This window comes from Agrobacterium sp. ST15.16.024, assembly GCF_027956545.1.
In the GTDB taxonomy this organism is placed as follows: domain Bacteria; phylum Pseudomonadota; class Alphaproteobacteria; order Rhizobiales; family Rhizobiaceae; genus Agrobacterium; species Agrobacterium cucumeris.
The window spans coordinates 48,201-69,051 of the sequence record NZ_JAQKGO010000011.1 but is presented as its reverse complement, the minus strand read 5'-3'; the positions used below and the strand labels follow the sequence as shown (position 1 = coordinate 69,051).

At 56.6% G+C, this 20,851-nt stretch carries 15 protein-coding genes and 4 pseudogenes; 9 read left to right on the top strand and 10 right to left on the bottom strand.

The window, feature by feature from the left end; genetic code table 11:
* Window positions 1-44: 44 nt before the first annotated feature.
* Window positions 45-158 (top strand): annotated as a pseudogene (locus tag PL640_RS22785) (GntR family transcriptional regulator); the annotation flags it as partial.
* 365 nt (window positions 159-523) lie between these two features.
* Here PL640_RS22785 and PL640_RS22780 read toward each other — a convergent pair.
* Window positions 524-1,525 (bottom strand): sensor histidine kinase, encoded by a 1,002-nt coding sequence (locus PL640_RS22780; protein ID WP_271363630.1) that lies wholly within the window; start codon window positions 1,523-1,525, stop codon window positions 524-526.
* Window positions 1,526-1,687: 162 nt separating this feature from the next.
* Between PL640_RS22780 and PL640_RS22775 the strand changes: the two genes are divergently transcribed.
* Together PL640_RS22775 and PL640_RS22770 are read left to right on the top strand one after the other, a co-directional pair.
* The gene (locus PL640_RS22775) at window positions 1,688-4,804 is read left to right on the top strand and encodes a hybrid sensor histidine kinase/response regulator (RefSeq protein WP_271363689.1); all 3,117 of its coding nucleotides are present in this window, start codon (window positions 1,688-1,690) and stop codon (window positions 4,802-4,804) included.
* Window positions 4,805-5,035: 231 nt separating this feature from the next.
* A pseudogene (locus PL640_RS22770) lies at window positions 5,036-5,666 on the top strand (hypothetical protein).
* 84 nt (window positions 5,667-5,750) lie between these two features.
* Here the strand turns inward: PL640_RS22770 and PL640_RS22765 are convergent.
* A pseudogene (locus PL640_RS22765) lies at window positions 5,751-5,951 on the bottom strand (ATP-binding protein); the annotation flags it as partial.
* A gap of 361 nt (window positions 5,952-6,312) precedes the next feature.
* Between PL640_RS22765 and PL640_RS22760 the strand changes: the two are divergent.
* Window positions 6,313-6,575, top strand: a pseudogene (locus tag PL640_RS22760) (hypothetical protein); the annotation flags it as partial.
* 127 nt (window positions 6,576-6,702) lie between these two features.
* Here the strand turns inward: PL640_RS22760 and vapC are convergent.
* The 7 genes from vapC to PL640_RS22725 form a co-directional block, all read right to left on the bottom strand.
* A complete protein-coding gene (vapC, locus tag PL640_RS22755) occupies window positions 6,703-7,104 on the bottom strand; it encodes a type II toxin-antitoxin system tRNA(fMet)-specific endonuclease VapC (protein WP_271363629.1) in 402 nt (133 codons plus the stop codon).
* Window positions 7,104-7,334, bottom strand: coding sequence for a type II toxin-antitoxin system VapB family antitoxin (gene vapB / locus PL640_RS22750; protein WP_271363628.1), 231 nt, complete (start codon window positions 7,332-7,334; stop codon window positions 7,104-7,106). The genes vapC and vapB overlap by 1 nt, the downstream gene beginning before the upstream one ends.
* Before the next feature lie 174 nt (window positions 7,335-7,508).
* Window positions 7,509-8,615 (bottom strand): Fic family protein, encoded by a 1,107-nt coding sequence (locus tag PL640_RS22745; RefSeq protein ID WP_271363627.1) that lies wholly within the window; start codon window positions 8,613-8,615, stop codon window positions 7,509-7,511.
* A 480-nt stretch (window positions 8,616-9,095) separates the two neighbouring features.
* Entirely contained in the window at window positions 9,096-9,908 is an 813-nt protein-coding gene (locus tag PL640_RS22740; protein ID WP_271363626.1) for an oxidoreductase, read from the bottom strand.
* Window positions 9,909-10,139: 231 nt separating this feature from the next.
* Window positions 10,140-10,727 carry a glutathione S-transferase family protein gene (locus PL640_RS22735; protein ID WP_271363625.1) on the bottom strand — a complete coding sequence of 196 codons (588 nt, stop codon included), beginning with the start codon at window positions 10,725-10,727 and terminating at the stop codon, window positions 10,140-10,142.
* 142 nt (window positions 10,728-10,869) lie between these two features.
* On the bottom strand, window positions 10,870-13,983 hold the full coding sequence (locus PL640_RS22730) for an efflux RND transporter permease subunit (RefSeq protein WP_271363624.1): 3,114 nt from the start codon (window positions 13,981-13,983) through the stop codon (window positions 10,870-10,872).
* Window positions 13,983-15,092, bottom strand: a complete 1,110-nt coding sequence (locus tag PL640_RS22725; RefSeq protein ID WP_271363623.1) for an efflux RND transporter periplasmic adaptor subunit — start codon at window positions 15,090-15,092, stop codon at window positions 13,983-13,985. The genes PL640_RS22730 and PL640_RS22725 overlap by 1 nt, the downstream gene beginning before the upstream one ends.
* A 98-nt stretch (window positions 15,093-15,190) precedes the next feature.
* On the opposite strand from PL640_RS22725, the gene PL640_RS22720 reads away from it, so the two are divergent.
* From PL640_RS22720 to PL640_RS22705, 4 genes are all read left to right on the top strand, one after another.
* Entirely contained in the window at window positions 15,191-15,778 is a 588-nt protein-coding gene (locus tag PL640_RS22720) for a TetR/AcrR family transcriptional regulator (protein WP_271363622.1), read from the top strand.
* Window positions 15,779-15,944: 166 nt separating this feature from the next.
* On the top strand, window positions 15,945-17,240 hold the full coding sequence (fabF, locus tag PL640_RS22715) for a beta-ketoacyl-ACP synthase II (protein ID WP_271363621.1): 1,296 nt from the start codon (window positions 15,945-15,947) through the stop codon (window positions 17,238-17,240).
* A gap of 50 nt (window positions 17,241-17,290) precedes the next feature.
* A complete protein-coding gene (gene ftsZ, locus PL640_RS22710; protein ID WP_271363620.1) occupies window positions 17,291-18,298 on the top strand; it encodes a cell division protein FtsZ in 1,008 nt (335 codons plus the stop codon).
* A 64-nt stretch (window positions 18,299-18,362) separates the two neighbouring features.
* Entirely contained in the window at window positions 18,363-18,551 is a 189-nt protein-coding gene (locus PL640_RS22705) for a hypothetical protein (RefSeq protein WP_135856656.1), read from the top strand.
* 46 nt (window positions 18,552-18,597) lie between these two features.
* Here the strand turns inward: PL640_RS22705 and PL640_RS22700 are convergent, their stop codons facing one another.
* Window positions 18,598-19,074: a MarR family winged helix-turn-helix transcriptional regulator gene (locus tag PL640_RS22700; protein ID WP_271363619.1), complete on the bottom strand. Its 477-nt coding sequence runs from the start codon at window positions 19,072-19,074 to the stop codon at window positions 18,598-18,600.
* A gap of 165 nt (window positions 19,075-19,239) precedes the next feature.
* Between PL640_RS22700 and PL640_RS22695 the strand changes: the two genes are divergently transcribed.
* Entirely contained in the window at window positions 19,240-20,655 is a 1,416-nt protein-coding gene (locus PL640_RS22695) for an MATE family efflux transporter (protein WP_271363618.1), read from the top strand.
* Window positions 20,656-20,851 lie beyond the last annotated feature (196 nt).

The following is a 20,851-nucleotide window of genomic DNA, read 5'->3' as shown; positions in this document are numbered from 1 at the left end:
AGGTTCAAAAGCACTGGAAGAACGCAAGAGCCTTGTTCGAGGCGCACCGCATGACCGTCACGGCGCTTAAGGCAAATTGTCTTGGCAAGGCTCAGCAGTCGATGGACCATCACCTCGCCGACATCGAAGGCCGCGTTCGACTGACGAAAGGCCGATAAAGCAATTCTCCCGATGCCATTAAAGAAAACGAGGACGGGGCCCCTCTATGGCAAAATGGCACGTTCGCCCGCCCTGATTTCAAGTCGGACGCGTCTGGCCGGCCGCAATCAAACCTCGGGCGAGCTACACCTGAAAAGACGATACTGGTGCTCAGCATGCAGGCCACTCGCCCTGTCAGCACATATGTCACGACATCGACATCTGCCCGACCATCACTATTGATAAACTTCAGGCCCGGATTGCGCACCTCTCTATGGTAAGCCTGCATCGAGGGCGCCACCTAGCGGCGCCCAAGTCTCAACCTCCCCCTTGCGTCTGTTTCAGGGTATGGATGCCTACGCCAAACGAGCTTGGCGACAACTCCTCAGGACGTGAGGCAGCTCGCCTTGAACTTCAGCGTCACTATAACGCCGCCCTCAACCCAGTCATAACTGATCGCCCCACCCAGTTGGCCCGAAACTGTTCTGTGCAACAACTTGCTACCATAACCCTCCATCGATGCAGGGGGCTCGGCGGTCTCGCCACCCTGCTCGTTCCAGATAATCTCGACGTGATCTTCAACCACAGCACCTGAAATATCCAGCAATCCAACATCATTCGACAGCGCCCCGTACTTCAGCGAATTCGTTGCCAGCTCATGGACGACAAGGGCAAGGCTCGTGGCAGCCTTCTCACCCAGCCCCATGCGCGGAACCGCGACGCGTATACGGCCGGCGAACGCTCCAACGTTATCGTAGGGCGCCAGAAGCACGGTAAAGAGATCACCAAGTAAAGCTGCGTTTCCTTGACCGTCGGGCAGAGGTCGAACCAGTTCATGTGCGCGGCCAAGGGCAGTCAGGCGCTGCGTTAACTGCTGCGCCATTTCCTCTTTTGTCCGTGTGGCGCGCGACGTAATGTGGGTCAGGCCGGAAGCCAGGGCGAGAAGGTTCTTCACGCGATGGCTCATCTCGCCGGCAAGCAGCTCATGGCCCTCCTCGGCCTGCTTGCGTCCCGTGACATCAAGGAAAATACCGCTCATTTTCTTGGTCGCAGCGTCACCTTCGTTGCCTTGGCCCCGCGCGGAAATCCAACGGACATCCGAGGCGTCCGTCAGGATGCGAAAATCAATTTCGAAGGGGCCGTCTATTTCCCGGGCAGCAACAAACGCCGCTCGCACGCGATCCCGGTCAGCCGGATGGACCTTCGCCGACAGGTGTTCGAAGGTAAGGTCTGTCTCAACGCCGATGTCCCATAGCTCATAGGCTTTGGTGTCCATCACGAACGTATCGTCATCCACGATCCAGGTCCAGAGAGCGACCCCGGCCGATTTGATTGCCCGTTTGAGATCGTCAGCACTCCATTCAGGCTGCAACAACGCCTGGCTCATCGTCACATTTCTCCACCAGTTGCAAAAACCGACTAGCCCCAGAACTAACTGGCGGGGCGAGCGTTATCAATGGCGAATTGTGCCATGCGATGTTCTCACGGAAGGGCCATGACCTTAAAATTTTCGGACGATTACAAGGACATTTTTGTAGGCGATGGCGAAATGGCGCAATTAATGCGCCAGCGCGATTGGGCAAGTACCCCTCTCGGACCGCCTGACACCTGGCCTGAAACGTTGAAGGTGGCGCTGCGTCTCCTGCTGACGTCAAAGTTTGAGATGTGGCTCGGCTGGGGCCCAGACATTGCTTTCTTCTACAATGACGCCTATCGCCCAACGCTGGGACACAAGCATCCTAACGCCCTCGGTGTACCGACAAAAATACTGTGGGCTGAAATCTGGGATGATGTGAAGGACAGGTTGGCGACCGTATACGAAACGGGTCAGTCGACTTGGGATAGGGCACTTCTGCTCCTGCTCCAGCGAAACGGTTATTCCGAGGAAACCTATCACACCTTTTCCTACAGCCCGCTTATCGGCGAGAACGGCGACGTTGAAGGCGTGTTCTGCACCGTCAGCGAAGATACGGAGCGGGTTATAACAGAGCGCCGTGTATTGACGATGCGAGCACTGGCATCGGGACTGGCGTCTGCTGAAACGTCGAGCGAAGTAATCAAGGCGTCACGCGCAGCCCTTAGCGAAAACTCCCGGGACCTGCCGTTTAGCGCGTTGTATCTGTTTGATGTAGACGGGAACGCGCATCGCCAATGGGTTTGTGGTGCGTCGGACGACCACATGCTGTTGCCGCCGGAAATATGTTGCGGAGATAATATCTGGGACCTCGAAACCACGTGGAAGCAACAGTCCCTCGATGTGATCGACCTGTCACGCATTGCCGATGTTCCTTCTGGTCCATGGTCGAAAGCAGCGACACACGCGGCTATCATTTACCTGATAGGGCAAGGAAGCGACAAACCGAGAGGTGTATTGATCGGCGGGCTTAATCCTCACCGCGCCGTGACCGACGAGTATCTTGATTTCCTGAAGCTCGTTGCAGGCCAGATTACATCTCGCCTTGCCAATGCCGAGGCATTCGAGACGGAACGGCAAAGGGCGGCCACGCTGGCCGAGGCGGCTGAACTCAAAGAGAAAGCCGCTATCGCTCTTGAGCAGCTTAACCGCCAGCTCTCCTCAGAAGTCGAGCAGCGGACCGCGGAACGAGACCGCATGCGGGCCCTGTTTCAGCAGGCCCCGAGCTTCATGTGTATTCTGAGTGGACCTGATCATGTTTTCGAACTCGTCAACGACGCCTATCTTCAGTTGGTCGGGCATCGTCAATTGATCGGCATAAACGTTCGTGACGCGCTCCCAGACGTTGCCGATCAGGGTTTTTTTGAGTTGCTGGATGGAGTGTATCGGTCCGGCAAACCTTACATCGGTCGCTCCCTTCCGGTTTCCCTGCAGCGAGACGATGAAAAAGAGCCTGACAGACGCTTCATCAACCTGATCTATCAGCCCATCTTTGATCGGACCGGAGATGTCACGGGCATATTCGTCGATGGTTTCGATGTCACGCACCAGAAGCGGGCGGAAGACCAGTTACAGAGCCTCAATCATACGCTTGAGCAGAGGGTGGAGCAGCGCACCCACGAACTACGGAGCGCGCTTCTGGAACTGGAGAAAGAAACGGTCGAGCGCGAGACCGCGCAGCTCGCGTTGAGGCAGGCGCAAAAAATGGAGGCGCTGGGCAATTTGACCGGCGGCGTCGCGCATGACTTTAATAATCTCCTCCAAGTTGTCGGCGGCAACCTGCAGCTTTTATCTAAGGACATCGGCGGTAACGCCCGCGCCGAACAACGCCTTCAGAATGCGCTGGCCGGTGTCGCGCGAGGTGCGAAACTGGCTTCACAGCTACTAGCGTTTGGGCGTCGGCAGCCGCTTGAGCCAAAAGTCGTCAATGTCCGCAAGTTGATCCAGAATATGGATGACATGTTGCGCCGGGCACTGGGAGAAGAGATCGAGCTTGAAACTGTCGTTTCTGGCGGGTTGTGGAATACGTTGATCGATCCCGGACAGCTGGAAAACGCCATCTTAAACCTTGCTATCAACGCGAGGGACGCAATGGATGGCCGCGGGCGACTGACAATCGAGACAGCAAATGCTGTGCTTGACGAAGACTACGCACGCGCGCACGAAGACGTGCACCCGGGACAATACGTGCTCGTGGCCGTGACCGATACCGGATCAGGCATATCCCCGGACATCATCGAACATGTTCTGGAGCCGTTCTTCAGCACCAAGACCGAAGGCAAAGGAAGTGGTCTGGGCCTCTCCATGGTCTATGGTTTTCTCAAACAGTCCGGCGGCCATCTGAGAATTTATAGCGAAGTCGGGCTTGGCACGAGCATGAAGCTCTATATGCCGCGCACCATGCAAGTGGAAGACAGCCTGGCTGACGTTAGTGTCATCCCGCCAAGCGGCGGCACAGAGACTGTTCTCGTCGTGGAAGACGACGAGGGGGTGCGCGATACGTCGGTCGCGCTTTTGACCGATCTGGGATACAGGGTGCTGAAGGCGCACGATGCTCAATCGGCATTTGCAATCGTCAACAGCGGCGTGCATGTCGATTTGCTCTTTACCGATGTCGTCATGCCAGGTCCTATGCGGAGCACGGAACTTGCGCAAAAGGTCAAGGGACTTTTTCCAGGCATCGCGGTTCTCTACACGTCGGGATACACCGAAAACTCGATCGTCCATGGCGGCAGGCTTGATACAGGCGTTGAATTGCTGTCCAAGCCCTATACGCGCGAAGCGCTTGCCCGCAAGGTTCGCCACGTGTTGAGTAACGCGCGGCAGCAGCAAATTGCGGTCGAGCAGCTCGACCGCGATGAGATAGCACATATGCAAAGTCATCCTGTGCCCCCCCTGGCGCAGATACGAATACTTGTCGTGGAAGACGAGCCGCTTATCCTGATGTCAACAGTCGATATGCTCATTGAACTCGGCCACGAGGTATTTGAAGCCAGCTCGGCCGAAGAGGCACTTGCCGTTCTCGAGGCAGAAAAAATAGACGTCCTGCTGACGGATGTCGGTCTGCCGGGAATGTCGGGGACTGATCTGGCGCGGCAGGCTCGGGAGCGCTGGCCGACCATGCATATCGTGTTTGCCAGTGGTGACGATGGCGCAAGATCGACATCTGGCATTTCAGATGCATTGCAATTGTCGAAGCCGTTCACAATAGACGGGCTGGAGGCAATCCTGGCTGAAACCACTTCGCGTTAAAACTTCAAGTTCACCTGCTGCTCTGGCGCTCGGCACCGCGGCAGTCTCGCACTGATATATTCGTCTCACTCGACAGACGCGGTACGCCACATGGCGCACCCGCCTCAAAGGCAGGTGTTGAGGTCCGGTTATTCAGCGCCAAGTCATGTCTTTGATAAGCGCAGAGCGCCAGCGATCATTCGTTGCGATACTGTGGTTGACCTGACAGGGTGCTCTCCCCATTTATCAAGCATGCCGAAAACCGAAAAACCCCACGTAGAGCTGCTCAGGACATGGACGCTGTCGCCCGCCGCCACGCTTGGGTCAGCAGTGCGGGCGAAGGGCATCCTTCAGGAGATAAAGTCCCGGCTCCCCTTCGTTTCTAAAAAAGCCCTTTCACTCGATGGCCCTGATCTGATCCTCGCAATGCCGGCAGATGAGAAAACTGCCTTTAACATGGCAGCGGTGATCATCTCGCGCGCGTTGGAAGGAATTGAACTCCTGCCGATCATTCCCCGGGAGATACAGGATATTCTCACCATCAAAGCTGGGGAAAGGCATCGCTGGCTTGCCGACGGGCGTCTCACGAGCGCGGGGACCAGAACGGTCCGGCTGAATGGGCGGGCTCGTCAGATCACGTTCCATGTCTTTGACCCCAAAGTGGTCGAAGATTTGCTTGACCGAGGCGCCGTCGATGAATGGCGCGTAGAGGATGCTGAGGCTAAAGCAGAAAAGAGGCAGCAAGCCGCATATCGAGCGAAACTGACAAGGTTGCTGAAGGCGAACCGCAAGGCAAAGAAAGATGCCCCGGACAAACCTGATCAAAACGGCGTCAGAACTGAAAGGCTGGGAAGAATTTGATATTGACGGACTTCTTCGGTAGTGACGGTGGACCCGGAACGGTCGTCGGTTAACAATCCCGCATTCGAGATTCACGCTCTGGCGCAGGATAATGGGGCGTTATGGTTCAGGAAAGAATTATGGCGATCTCTCGCTCTAACTGTTCCTGCGTGTAGGGTTTTCCCAGTCGTGGAAGACCCATTTCGGTCCCTGCCGGCAAATCCGCATAACCCGTCGCGACCTGGATCGGCAGGGCTGGGCGCAATTCGCGTGCAGCCTTTGCGAGTTGAGCTCCATTCATGCCTGGCATCGAAAAGTCAATCAGATCAATGACCGGGGCATTTTTGATGATACCCAGCACCTGTCTCATCATAGTCTCCTGGATGCCCTTCTCTCTTGCGAAGGGTCACTGGTTATCGTGTGAGAGCAAAACAGTTCTGGAACAAACTGGCCGGAAGATCGAAGATCAGGATATACCGTTCTGAAAACAGGACAATGAAAGGCCATCATAATGGCCGATCTGAACGATCTGTAGCTGCTGCCGCGAACTACAACGGATAATCGTTGCAATGAATCTACCGTTTTGAAGATGTGAACCAGCAGCCTGTTGCTTGAAGGTGTTCTCACGATGCCACCTCACAAACTGAGGCGACAATCCGGCGAGCTTCCAAGATGCGCTTATCGACCACATGCGCCGGTTTGACGACAGCTACTGGCAGCTCTATCGCGCTGTGGTTCACTTGGCCGAGACCTTCGACAGCAAGACGCTTCCATTCTGGATCCAGGCCGAGCCTGTCCCGCGGCCGTTGACATCCTGGGCAGGATCGAAACACGTTACCGACTGTCGGAGGGTTATTTCAAGGCGAAGCTGCCGCACCAAGCGCGATCGCTCTACGGTCATGATCTTGGCGACATCAGCCCGGCCGAGCAACGGCGGATTTCCCTACATCTTCGCGCTAGTGATAGAGGGCTCACGTTACTGACCGGGGTTACGAGCGCGAAAGCTCTTGATGGGATACGATGCGACGACCCGGTGGTGGAATGCTTGCGGAAATCCGGCAGGCGATCAATATTTGAAACTAAGCGGCCCAGTCTTCCACTCGTAATCCGGGTACGCGATCAAATTCACGGCGATTATTGGTGACTATAATCAGTCCACGCGAGCGCGCATGCCCCGCGATCAATTGATCATATGGGCCAATAGGAGTTCCACTGCGCGCCAATTCTGCTCGCAATTGACCCGAATGGCTTGCCGCGAAATCATCATATGGGAGCACTTCGAGGCGCGCCACGAAGCCCTCCACAACGGAAAGGTTCTTTTCTGGACTAGCTGACTTCTCCGCTCCGTAAATCAATTCCATTAGGCTGACCGAGCTGATGCAAAGCTGATCGTGTGAGCGATTGAACGCATCGCGCACGTGCTGAGGCCGATTCTTAATCGTAAAAATGCAGATGTTGGTATCCAGCATGTACTTCAGCATTATAATGCCTCGCGCTCTTGCGAAGCAGGCTGGTCGCGCTCAATCATAAAGTCGGATGTCGCCTCTGCTCCTTCAAACCAACTGTCCCAGATTTCACCGGCTGGGGCGATGATGCGAGTGCGTCCCACCGCAACGATATCGACCCGCTTTACGTCATCGGGCAAAGCGACCGCCTTTGGCAACCGTATTGCTTGGCTCCGATTGCTCTGGAATACTGAGCCTTGCTCCATCTGGATACCTCCGAATTGCCTAATAAGGACGTAGCCTATGTAGCTTTTTACTTGGGATATGTCAAAGGGATATACATCCTAGATTTACTTAAGCGCATACGATCATCAACCAGCCGTCTTCGCCTTGAGCGGAATCGAACAGCCGTTCACCTAGTGCATTTGCCTAGCAGCAATTTATTTCTGCAGTGACAGAGAGTACCGGGTATGCCGACGTTCACCCGTACGCGTCAGTGCACCGATCTCCACGAGCTGCTGAAGGTCGCGTGTTGCTGTAGCGCGGGATGTATCTGTGATCGAAATGTAGTTTTCGGCACTTAGCCCCCCCTTGAAGCCAGCCGTGCCTTCCTTGAAGATGCGTGCGACTACCTTTTCTTGCCGCTCGTTCAACTGGCCCCGAAAACGATCATAGAACTTTGCTTTCTGAATGAAGAAATCTATGCGCTCAAGCGTCGACCGTTGAGCGTCCAGGATAGTTTCTGAAAAGAAAATGATCCAGTCGGTGATATCAAGCGTGCGCTGGTGACGCTCAAGCTCGGAGTAGTAGGCCTTACGGCGCTGCTCGATTGTGAAGGCGAGAGAAATGAGGCTTGGCTGCCCTATGTTTTGCGCCAGGGATTTCTCAGCGAGCGCACGCCCAATTCGGCCGTTGCCATCCTCAAATGGATGTATGCTTTCAAAGTACAGATGGCCTACTGCTGCACGTGTCAAAGCTTGAAGCGAAGTTTGGCCATTTGGCCGGGATTGATTGAACCATGCGATGAAAGTCTCCATCTCACCGGTAACCTGGCGAGACGGGGGAGCCTCGAAGTGGATTGTCGGCTTATCCAATCGACCTGACACGATCTGCATGGCGTCTTCATGCCTGCGGTAAGCACCAACCGTTTCAATGTATCGGTTTCCGGCCATCAGCATTAAGTGCCAATGGAACAGTCCTTCATGACGCAGCGGCGTATGCCAGCTTCGATAGACATCCGCCATCATCTCGGCGATCCCCTGCTCTTGGGGGCGAATTTGTCTATCATCCGTGTCCAGCCCGAACTGCCGGCGGAGTGATGATTGGACACTCATGCGGTCCAGAAATTCCCCTTCAATCTCTGAGGTCTTGACCGCTTCGTCGCTCAGCAACTCAATGCGAAGTTGGTTGCTGTCATCATCGTTGAAATGCCGGACAGCACCGATAACCTCGCCCGCGGACTGCAAGAATTTCTGCTCCAAGGGTAACAAGCTTGCGGTGCCGTACCTGAAGTTTGGCCAATCCGTGTTTTGCCAGTTCCATTTCATGAGTTATAGCACCTCTCTCTATAACTCATAATTATTGCCATAAATGAGCTATTGCAAGCCCGTCTATCGCTCCGCACCACAAGCTGCGGCTCTCCATTCAAGACGTAGCGATCGGTGGGTAACCACTTGCCCTAAACAATTTTGCTAACGGGCGCCCCGTATTTCCGCTCGTCCTTGGCATCGGGACCAGAGCGAAGGATAACTCTCGACAATTTCCTGATGGAAGCCGAAACCACCATGAATGCTGGCTTTGCCGGTTTTACTAAGGCGATGACCACTGCAACATCCCGCTGGCCCGGACGCATTTCTACCGCCGGTCCGAGCGCACGCAAACAGGTTGTCGGCAGTGCGACCGACCGCTGCAGCGGGCGTGGCGGTCGGCGCGAGTGTGGCCTCCGTCAGTCATGATGATAGATGACGTGAAGTTTCCGAATGCCGACGCCCTACTTTCTGCTTGTGGCGCGCAAGCTCCGCGAATGCTTACAGCTTGGAGAGCCCAAACGTCTTCCTGATGCCGCTATCCAATGCCTTGGCTGGAACAAAGCGCTTCAGGCGACTGAGAAGCGCAGCCTGTTTTCCAACCGGCCTGCGCATTTTGTGAGGTCCTGTGATTGCGGCCATGATTTCGGCAGCGACAGTCTGAGGACTGCTTGCTGTCTTAATGGCGGAAAGAACGGCCTCATTGGATTTGGCTAATTGATGAGCGTAGTCGTCAATGCGCGTCTCCGTCTGCTTCGCATTGACATCGAGACTTGTCCTCGTGAACGTTGGCTCAACCAGAACGGAGCGAATATTGAATTGCCGAACTTCATGGTCGAGCGTTTCAGATAGTCCCTCCAGGGCATGCTTGCTGCTGGCATAAAGGCCCATATAAGGTGCGGGGAGGAAGCCGAGGACCGAGCTGACATTGACAATCAGGCCGGAATTCTGCTGACGCATCGCAGGCAATACCGCTCGTATCATGCGCAGTGGGCCAAAAACATTGGTTTCAAAAAGGGTCTTCGCCTCATCGTCCGACGTGCTTTCGACCGGCCCGACAAGAGAGACGCCTGCATTGTTCACCACGACATCAATCCGACCTGAACGGGACAGAACCCAATCGGCGAATTGCCTCACCGACTCGTCGTTGTCCACATCGAGACGTGCATACTCGACACCGGGAACCGGTCCACTTTTGTCCGGATTGCGCGATCCTGCAAACACCTTGAACCCATTCTGTGACAGCAACCTCACGGTCGCCTGCCCTATGCCGGAGGATGCTCCGGTCACCACAACAATCTTGTCTCTCGACATCTACGCTCTCCAAAATTAGCGTTGGATTAGAAATCAATTTAGATTTCGTTTGTAATCTATAAATCCGTTAGATTGCAAGCGAAATAAAACGCATTTGCAGAAATTGAGGAGGCGGATGGTCAGTCCCCACGACACGTGGGGGGAGTCGCCTCGACGCGGGAAACATCGGTCGAGTTAATGCGGCGGTTCTCGCCTGAAGAGACAGGTGTGACGGATGCTTATGCCATCAAGTCACGCCGTTCGCCTGTCCGCTGGTGGATTGCCCAGCGAACGCTGGAACGCGGACCGTTGCTCGCCTCTTTCGACGTAGTCCTGCAAGCCAGGGCTATCCAGCAGAATATCAGAGTGCTTAAGCGGCCGCAGTACGCTCACCATCATGAGATCACGGGCGCTGAACTGAGCCCCCTCAAGCCACTCTTTCCCTCCAAGCGTATCGCCCAGTTGCTGGAGCCGCTGACTGAGATGACCAACGCTGCCGGAGGCGATACAGAGTTCGATCGAATTAACCGCTGCAAACATCCACATGATGGAACGCGAGCGCGCATTCGCTTCATCGGAAAGGAGGCCGGCGAAACGCTGTGCTATGTGAAGCACGATCGCACCGGATTCGAAAAGAATGAGATCGCCCTCCTGGTAGATCGGCATCTGGCCGAACGGCTGCTTTTCCAGATATTCGGGGCGGCGCATCTCGGAAAAAGTCAGGTACCGTAGAGTGTAAGGCTGGCCGACTTCCTCGAGAGCCCACCTCACGCGCATATCCCGGTGATATCCTCTACCCCCGTCCGGAGGATGTTTGAAAATGGATACGACGGGGTTCATGTAAAGACTCCTCATTGGCAGGATTGAAGCGGGACGAAGACATGGCTTCCGAAACGGCCCTGTGGGCACACAAAACACACGCCACTCTCGCCAAGCAATATGATCCCTCCGCAGCAGATGATGCTGCGGAGGGACGGGGTGGCTATTCCGCAGCAAGCGAATGCTGAGCTGTTTCCGTATTCGCGTGCTCCGCCGAATAGATTTCTGCCTTGGGTGGCTTGATGCGGAACCATGCAGCGTAGAGTGCCGGCAGGAAGAGCAGGATGATAAGCGTGCCCACCGCCGTTCCGCCGATAAGCGTGTAGGCCATCGAACCCCAGAAAACCGAATGCGTCAGGGGAATGAAGGCGAGGACCGCGGCAAGTGCTGTCAGGATGACGGGCCTCGTTCGCTGCACCGTAGCCTCAATCACGGCATGGTAATCGTCCAGACCCGCAGCCTTGTTCTCCTTGATCTGCTCGGTGAGGATCAACGTGTTGCGCATGAGGATGCCTGCCAGGCCGATAAGACCCAGGATCGCGTTAAACCCGAAAGGCTGGTTGAACAGGATCAGGGTCGGCACGACGCCTGCAAGACCGAGCGGTGCCGTCAGCATCACCATCGTCATCGTCGACAGGCTGCGGACCTGAAGGATGATGATGATCAGGGTCGCTGCGATCATCAGTGGGAACACCTTCACCAGGGCAGTATTCGCCTTGAGGGACTCCTCTATATTGCCGCCCATCTCGATTGTGTAGCCAGCAGGCAGAGAGGCAACGAGTGGCTGAAGAGCGGTCATCACCTGTTGCGAAACCTCCGGCGGTTGTGTCGCCTCGTTAATATCCGACCGGACCGTCACCACCGGCGTTCTGTCACGACGCTTGAGGATCGGCTCTTCGAAGCGCACCTCCGTGTGGCCGATCTGATCGAGCGGGATCGCACGGCCGTCTCTCGTCACGAGCGAGAAGTCGGCTAGCCTTGCAGGATCGAGGCGGATTTCACCGGCACTTCTGGCCACGACGGGAACGTTTCGGATGTTCTCACGGACTTGCGTGACGGGAACACCACTTAGCAGGAGCTGTATCTGCTGGGCAGCCTCGGCGGACGACATGCCGATGAGGTTCAGGCGATCCTGATCAGGAACGAACCGGACAACAGGTGTGCGGTTACCCCAGTCACGGTTGGCATTTCTGACGTCAGGGACAGTGCTCATGAGAGCAAGTGCCTGCTCGGAGATTTTGTACAGTTCTCCGGCGTCCGGTCCTTTGATCCGAAACTCGACGGGGAATGGCGTGTAGGGGCCAAAGACGAGTTGCGTCACACGGACGAATGCCTCGGGCGCCAGCCCTTGCGCAACGGCTTCCCGCAGACGAAGTTTCAGCACCTCACGCTCGTGGGCGTCGGATGTCAGCACAACGATCTTTGCAAAGGCAGGATCGGGCAGTTCAGGCGCCATGGCGAAGAAGAAGCGGGGCGCACCCTGGCCGATGTAACTGGTCGCGATCTTCGCTTCGGGCTGCTGCTTCAACCACGCCTCGAGCTTCTTCACCGTGGCGGTCGTCGTCTCGATGCTCGTGCCTTCTGGCATGCGGACTTCGACAAGAACCTCAGGGCGGTCCGATGTGGGGAAGAACTGCTGCTTCACCGCACCCATCCCGACGACCGAGAGCGCCATGACGACGCCGACAATGGCGCAGGTCAGGAACTTGTGCTTGACGGTGAATTCGATCGCGCCGCGTAGGCGTCTGTAGTTCGGCGTATCGTAAATCGCATGATGGCCACCTGCTACCGGCTTGATATCGGGCAACAGCTTTACGCCGAGATAGGGCGTAAAGATCACCGCCACGAACCAGGAAACAATCAGTGCGAAACCGACGATCCAGAAGATATTGCCCGCATATTCACCGGCTGCAGAGGCGGCAAAACCGACCGGCATCAGGCCGATAATGGTCACCAGCGTGCCCGACAGCATCGGTGCGGCAGTGTGGCTCCAGGCATAGGCAGCCGCCTTGATGCGGTCCATGCCCTCTTCCATTTTCACGACCATCACCTCGATGGCGATGATGGCGTCATCGACAAGCAGGCCAAGCGCCAGGATCAATGCACCGAGCGTGATGCGGTCGAAGAAGCGCCCCGTCTCGAGCATGATGATGAAGACGACAGCCAGCGTCAGCGGAACGGCCAGAGCCACGACGATGCCCACCCGCCAGCCGAGCGCAATGAGGCTAACGAAGAGCACCACGCCGAGGGCCATGGCGAACTTCACCATGAATTCACCCACCGCCGCATCAATGTTGACAGCCTGATCGCTGACCTTGGTCAGCGTTATGCCAAGGGGTAACGACTGTGCGATCCGGCTGGAGCGCTCCTCGAGAGCCTTGCCAAGTTCCAGACCATTCCAGCCCTGTTGCATGACCACACCGAGCATGATGGCCGGCTCGCCGTCATGACGGATGACATAGCTTGCCGGCTCCTGATAACCCCGGCGGACCTCAGCAATGTCGGAAAGCTTTAACGCACGGCCGGAAGCGACGATGGGCGTATCAGCGATAGACTGAACACTGTCATAGGCACCGTCGAGACGAATGAAGACCTGCGGACCCTGCGTATCTATCGAGCCAGCGGGCGTAACGGTATTGCGCCGTTGAAGGGCTGCGGCAATGTCCTGAGGAGATATGCCGAGCGTGGCGAGCTTCTCATAAGAGAACTCTACGAATATCTGCTCCGGCTGCTCACCCAGAATATTGATTTTCTTGACGCCGGGAACATGAAGCATGTCCTGCCTGATCTTTTCGGCTTCCCGGACGAGATCGCGCATCGGCATGCCCTGCGCCTTGAGAGCGTAAAGGCCGAAGCTGACGTCGGAATATTCGTCGTTCACGAACGGTCCCAGAACACCCTGCGGCAGGTTTCTGGCTTCATCGCCAAGCTTCTTGCGCGCCTGATAAAACTCTTCGGCGACGGCGCCCGGCGGCGTATTGTCCTTGAGCGTGACGGTAAGATAGGCAAAACCGGGACGCGTGGTTGTCTCGACACGATCATACCAGGCCAATTCCTGAATGCGCTTCTCCAACGGCTCGGCAACGAGATCCTGCATCTCGCGTGCGGTTGCGCCCGGCCAGACCGTGGTGACCGTCAATGTCTTGATGGTAAAGGAGGGGTCTTCCGCGCGTCCCAGCTTGACGAAGGCATAGACGCCGGCAACCGACAGAAGGACGATGAAGAACAGCGTGACGGCGCGTTCGCGAACCGCAAGGGCGGAAAGATTGAGGTTCATCAATTTGCCGCCTCTTTTGTCCCAACGTTGGTGCGAACTTGCGCTCCGTCCTTCAGAAGATGTGCGCCAAGCGCAACGACCTCCTCTCCCGGCTTGACATTAGTGACGACCACATTCTCTTCGCTCACCCGCTCCACGTTCACATCACGAAACTTTACGACGGATGATTGCTGATCGATCACCCAGACGCCCGTTCGCGTCCCGTCATCCAACAGGGCGCCTATCGGCAGTTCGGCATGATTCTGCGCATCCCTGTTCTCGATCTCGATGGTGACGGTCGCTCCCAGGGGCACATTTGCAGCCCCCCCTTCAAGCACCCAGCGCGTTTCATAAGTGCGGGTCTGCTGATCGGCAGAATCGGAGATCTGGCGCAGCTTGGCCTTCTCCACATTGTTTCTGCCATAAACCGATGCGGAAGCCTGAACTCCAATGTCAGGACGCATGGTTTCGGGAAGCCAGACAATGGCTTCGCGCGGACCAGACTTCGCGAGCCGGACAACCGACTGCCCGGCGGTTACCACCTGGCCCGGTTCACCGAGCGTCTCGACAATGGTTCCATCTGCATCGGCAACAAGAACCGTATATTGGGCCTCGTTTTCGGCAACATTCGCCTCAGCCTGAGCGGCGGCCAACTGTGCCGTCGCCGTATCCAGCAGGGCCTTTGATCGTTCATATTGCTGCGTCGAGGCAGCAGAAGTCTTCACCAGCACGGCAAAGCGTTTCTCATCGGCTTTCGCTTGAACAAACGTCGCCTGTGCTGCGATGACAGCGTTTCGCTTGGCAGTCAAAGCAAGGCGAAGATCGGTCTCATCAAGCCTCATCAATGGCTGGCCAGCGTTTACCTGCTGCCCGACGTCGACGAAACGTTCGACGATCTTTCCGGGAACGCGAAAGCCGAGATTACTCTGGACGCGAGCACCAACGGTTCCGGTAAAGCTGCTGCTCGAATTACCAGGGAGCCTGGCCGTCGCGAGGTTGACCAGCGGCGCCAAGGTCCGGGGATCGGCAGCCTTTGCCTCGGGTGCCTGCGCCGTAAGCAGCAGTGCTGCGGCTCCGCCTGCGGCCAGCGCCAGCACTGCTGCTGCAGTGATAACTAGTTTCCGTTTCATTTCGTCGCCCCTTCTTGACGGCCTGTTCAAAAATATTAGATTGCAGTCTAACTCTAAAAGGCATATAGATGTCAATTGAAATCTAATTGGAGGTCCACATGAGAGTGAGCCGCGTACAGGCAGAAGAAAACCGCGAGAGGGTGATCAACGTCGCCAGCCGGTTGTTTCGAGAGCATGGGTTCGACGGGATCGGACTGAAAGACCTGATGAAGGGTGCAGGCCTCACCCAGGGTGGATTCTACAAGCAGTTCGCATCGAAGGACGATCTTGCGGCGCTCGCATCACGGCGTGCTCTCGAGAGCGCCACGAGAAGGTGGTCTGATGCCGCAGCAGACACATCAGATCCCCTGGAATCCATCATCAGCTTCTACCTCTCCAAAGACCATAGTGGCGAAAAGGCAGAAGGATGCCCGCTCGTTGCTCTCGGCTCCGACGCTGCGCGTCAAACCGCCGAAGTTCGACGCCCGTTTGAGGATGGTATCCGGGCGCATTTCGAGGTGCTCGAAGAACTCATCGGAGAGGGTGACGATAAAGCTCGAAGCGGAAAGGCCATGGCAATATTGTCAATGATGGTCGGTGCGGTGACGCTATCCCGGATCATCGAGGATGAACTGCTGTCGACGAGTGTACTCGACGCGGCAGCGAGCGAGGTCCGGCGCATTGCTGGCCGCGATGGCAGCGACTAACAGACAGTTTTTGGATATTCATCGCCGATAGCTGTCACGGCTCAGCCGAATCCGCACGGCTATCAGGCGAGTATAGCGCAAACCGCATGTCCCAAGTTCACGACCGATCATTCGGTCGGACGCCGAAGGCATGCCAAATTTTTGATCATAGACAGGTGGAATGCAAATGCGTCGTGTCGTTGTCACGGGAATGGGAGCCGTCAGCCCCCTTGGTGCGAATGTCGATATCTCCTGGTCTCGGCTCCTTGCTGGCAAAAGCGGGATCCGGCGACTGAGTGACGACATCGTCGGGGATTTGCCTTCAAAAATCGGAGGCGTTGTCCCTTCCCTGGCTGAAGATCCTGAAGGAGGATTTGATCCTGACAGGACCCTGCCCTCGAAGGATCAACGTAAGGTCGACCGCTTCATCATCTTTGCGCTGGCAGCGGCGGAAGAGGCTCTCGCGCAGGCGAACTGGAAGCCAGCTTCCGAAGAAGAAAAACTGAGAACGGCGACAATCGTCGCATCGGGCATCGGTGGCTTTCCCGCGATAACGGAGGCGGTGCGTACCGTCGACCAACGCGGTGTCCGCCGCCTTTCGCCCTTCACCATTCCATCCTTTCTCGTGAATCTCGCTGCCGGACAAGTCTCTATCCGGCATGGCTTTAGAGGCCCGCTGGGAGCGCCGGTGACGGCATGCGCCGCCGGCGTTCAGGCGATTGGCGATGCAGCGCGATTGATCAGATCCAATGAAGCCGACATTGCGGTTTGTGGTGGCACTGAGGCCTGTATGAACATTGTAAGCCTTGGTGGTTTCGCAGCGGCAAGATCACTATCGACAGGCTTTAACGAGACCCCGGCCAAAGCGTCACGTCCCTTCGACACCACGCGCGACGGCTTCGTTATGGGCGAAGGCGCAGGCATCCTCGTCATTGAAGCGCTAAGCCACGCCCTTGCTCGCGGTGCGACGCCGATAGCGGAACTCGTTGGATATGGAACGACCGCCGACGCCCATCATATTACCTCCGGGCCGGAAGATGGAAGCGGCGCTCGCAGGGCAATGCAAATCGCCATCGCGCAGGCGGGTATCGCGCCGCACGAAATAGGCCATTTGAACGCACATGCGACTTCGACCCCGGTTGGAGACCTCGGAGAGCTCAGAGCAATCAAGAGCCTGTTCGGCCAAAGGAAGTCGATCGCTGTCAGCGGCACGAAGTCGGCGACGGGGCACCTGCTGGGGGCCGCCGGCGGCCTTGAGGCTATTTTCACGATCCTGGCGCTCCAGCACCAGATCGCACCCCCGACCTTGAATCTCAGTTCACCGGACCTTGAGGCCAATGGCATCGACTTTGTCGCAAACGATGCCCGACCCCTCGATGTTGAATATGCGATATCCAATGGCTTCGGCTTCGGTGGCGTCAATGCCAGCGCAGTGTTTCGACGCTGGCCGAGGAGAGGCAATCGTACGCCATTAGCTGATTAACCCCGCGCGTCATCCCCTTTGAACAAAGTCTCCACCAGGACGCTCCCACCATGCAACCAACGACTGTCGTTTCACCGCCCGGCATAACGCTCCTCAAGCCAAGGATTGCCGTCATCGGCGTCGGCGGTGGCGGCGGCAATGCTGTCAACAACATGATCATGCACGATCTCGAGGGCGCGGAGTTTATCGTTGCGAACACCGATGCACAGGCTTTGTCCATGTCAAAAGCGCCACGGCTTATCCAGCTTGGCCCGACCGTCACGGAGGGACTTGGCGCCGGATCATTGGCCGAGATTGGACAGGCGGCCGCCGAAGAGTCGATTGACGAGATCATGGATCACCTCCACGGAACCCATATGTGTTTCGTGACGGCGGGCATGGGGGGCGGAACGGGAACAGGTGCCGCACCCGTTATCGCCCATGCTGCGCGCAAGGCCGGCATACTGACGGTCGGCGTCGTCACCATGCCCTTCACATTCGAAGGTACCCAGCGAATGCGAACAGCGCGGCAGGGAATCGAGCGCCTCAGCGAATGCGCAGACACGGTGATCGTCATCCCCAATCAGAACCTGTTCCGGATTGCCGATGCGAGGACGACCTTCGCGGATGCATTCGAAATGGCAGATCATGTGCTGCATGCCGGGGTCAGTTCCGTCATCGATCTGATCGTCAAGGAAGGATTGATCAATCTCGACTTCGCCGATGTAAGGTCAGTCATGCGTGACATGGGCCGAGCGGTCATGGGCACGGGCGAGGCAACGGGAGACGCCCGTGCCCGACACGCTGCCGAAGCAGCAATCGCCAATCCGCTGTTCGATGAAGCGTCCGTCAGAGGAGCGAAAGGCCTTCTAGTTTCGATCTCCGGCGGACCGGACATGACCCTTTTTGATGTCGATGAAGCGGCAACACGTGTTCGCGAGGAAGTCGATGACGACGCTAATATCGTCGTCGGCGCGACATTCAATGACGCGCTTGAAGGGCGGCTGAGAGTTTCAGTCGTCGCCGCAGGTTTGAGGCAACCGGCAGAGGTGATCCGCCTCTCGGAGCGAATGGCGTGATGCTCGCTCATACTGTGGGCCTGCAAGCGCTGATTTGTAAAATTGATGGCCATGGAGATTTGAAATGTTGAAGCGTTTTCGAGAAAAATGGCGATCGTGGGAAGATGCCGTCCTGGGTATCGACGATCCGCAGGGAGACTACCTCATCGCGCTGGAAAAACGGCTGGCCCGGCTGGAGACCGAAGTGGCTGGATTAAAGGCGCAGCCCCACGAGGAGGTAGTGCGGGAAGACGGCGCCGAAAATAAGGGGTGATGGCTGTATCCTTGCACTCATCTACCGGTCGCCCGCGCGGCCTATGTCAAGCGCACGCTGTTGATAGCTCGCTAAGCATCCGGCACAGGCCAAGAGTATTCTGCGTCCCGCCAATCTTTTTCACCAGCGCGTCTTCAAGTTCCTGAAGACGCTCAAATGCCATTCCAAGCCGCTCGCTCCCGTTGTCGGTGAGCAGAAGTCTTCGTGCCCTGCGATCATCAACATCCACGGACATCATCACCCAATTCTTCCTCACAAGGGGTTTGAGATTTGAAACGACGGTTGAGTGGTCAAGGCCACGAAGTAGCAAAACCTCCGATATTCGAGGGGAACCTGCTTCACCAATCGCTGCAAGAAGAAATATCTGCTCTGCCGTTAGTCCTGTCGAGCGCAATGCATCGTTGATCTGGCGGGAGATGATGCGGTTTGTCCGCTGCACGGCAAAGCATAGATTCCCGGCAAGTGGGTTTTCCACCATTTCAGCTTTTATCGATCCTTGATCGGAAACATGGGTTTTGAACACCTGCACGGGCTCCGGTCTCACGCTCGGAAGCGATATTTTAGATTGCGAATGAACTCTATATAATTTAGATTTCAAAAACAATCTATTTTCAAATTCTGAGAACCGGTTGCGACCCCATGGCCTTGGGAGCGGAGCAGAGCCTCGGAGAACTTTTTAGGATCAGCCATGGCGGATATGCCTGACAGCAAAAATTCTCATGTCTCAACAATTTCACAGAAGACACCACGTGGAATTCTTTATGGACCAATCACGCCCACACTGTTCCGGCTGGCATTGCCCACGGTCGTCGTTCTCGTGGTCCAGACCTTTGTTGGGGTCGCGGAAACATACTTCGTCAGCTTCCTTGGGACCGAGGCTTTAGCGGGCGTGACCCTCGTCTTTCCGGTCCTCATGCTGATGCAAATGATGTCGAATGGCGGGATTGGAGGGGGAGTTTCCTCGGCTGTGGCCCGAGCGCTGGGAGCCAACCGCGACGCTGATGCCGATGGGCTTGTCTGGCATTCGATTGTCCTGGCCACAGTATTCGGAGCTATTTTCTCAGTCGCTGCAATCCTTCTTGGACCTGCGCTCTACCGCTCAATGGGAGGGACTGGAGAAACCCTTAGGGCCGCCCTCCTCTATTCAGGAATTGTGTTCGCAGGCTCTATTCCCATCTGGATCACGGCTTTGCTTTCGGCAGCCCTGCGGGGCGCTGGCAACGTGAACGTGCCTGCCCTTGTCATCATCTCCGGCGCGTTCCTTCTCCTCGTCTTGTCGCCGCCGTTGATTTTCGGCTGGGGCTTCTTCCCCCAGCTCGGCGTGGCAGGCGGAGGCGCTGCAGTCTTCATTTATTATCTCATCGCGGCACTGGTGCTTGTCCTGTACCTGCGCTCATCAAGCAGCCCTCTACAGTTCAAAATCGTTCCGCTGCAAGGTCGATTGTTCAAGGACATTCTGGGTGTCGGCCTGCCTTCCGCAGTCGGCACGATCCAGGTCAATCTGACGGTTACGTTCGTAACGGCGGCCGTCGGCCACTTCGGCGCAGACGCGATCGCGGGGTTCGGCATCGCATCGCGGCTAGATTATCTGCAAATCCCTATCATCTTCGGTCTTGGAACCGCTATCGTCACCATGGTTGGGATTAATATCGGAGCGGGTCAGATCGAACGCGCCCGCCGGGTCGCCTGGGTTGGCGCAGGTATCGCATTCGGCCTCACGCAGACAATCGGCATTCTCGCCACTCTGCTCCCCATGACCTGGATGAGATTATTCACGGCGGACCCGGATGTGCAGCAGCTAGGCTCCCAGTATCTGCAGATTGTCGCACCGGTTTATGGTGCAGTTGGATTGGGACTGGCGCTTTATTTTGCAAGCCAGGGACTGAAGCGTGTTTTACTCCCGGTTCTTGCCGGAACAGTCAGGATGATCCTGGCAGCTTTCGTCGGGTGGGCTTCGGTGATCTGGTTTCAGGCAAGTCTCAATTCCCTTTTCCAGATCGTGGCGGCGGCGGCCATCGCATACGGGGGACTAACGGCCATTGCCGTGCTGCCGCGCCGGATGTTCTATCTTGGCAGGCAACAGGATGTTCAAACTTCCGGGTAGAGACGTCGATTGTCCAAAAAATCGCCGTCGCACAGGCATCAACCGCCTGATATCCCCCGAGGATGTCGAAAAATCGTATCGAGATAAACGGAATTTCACCGCTAATGAACTGTCGACAACACGTGCCACCCCAGTCAACGAGCTTGCCTGTACTGCTCCGCCTGCGACAGGCAAGCCGTTATGTAGTTGTAGTTCA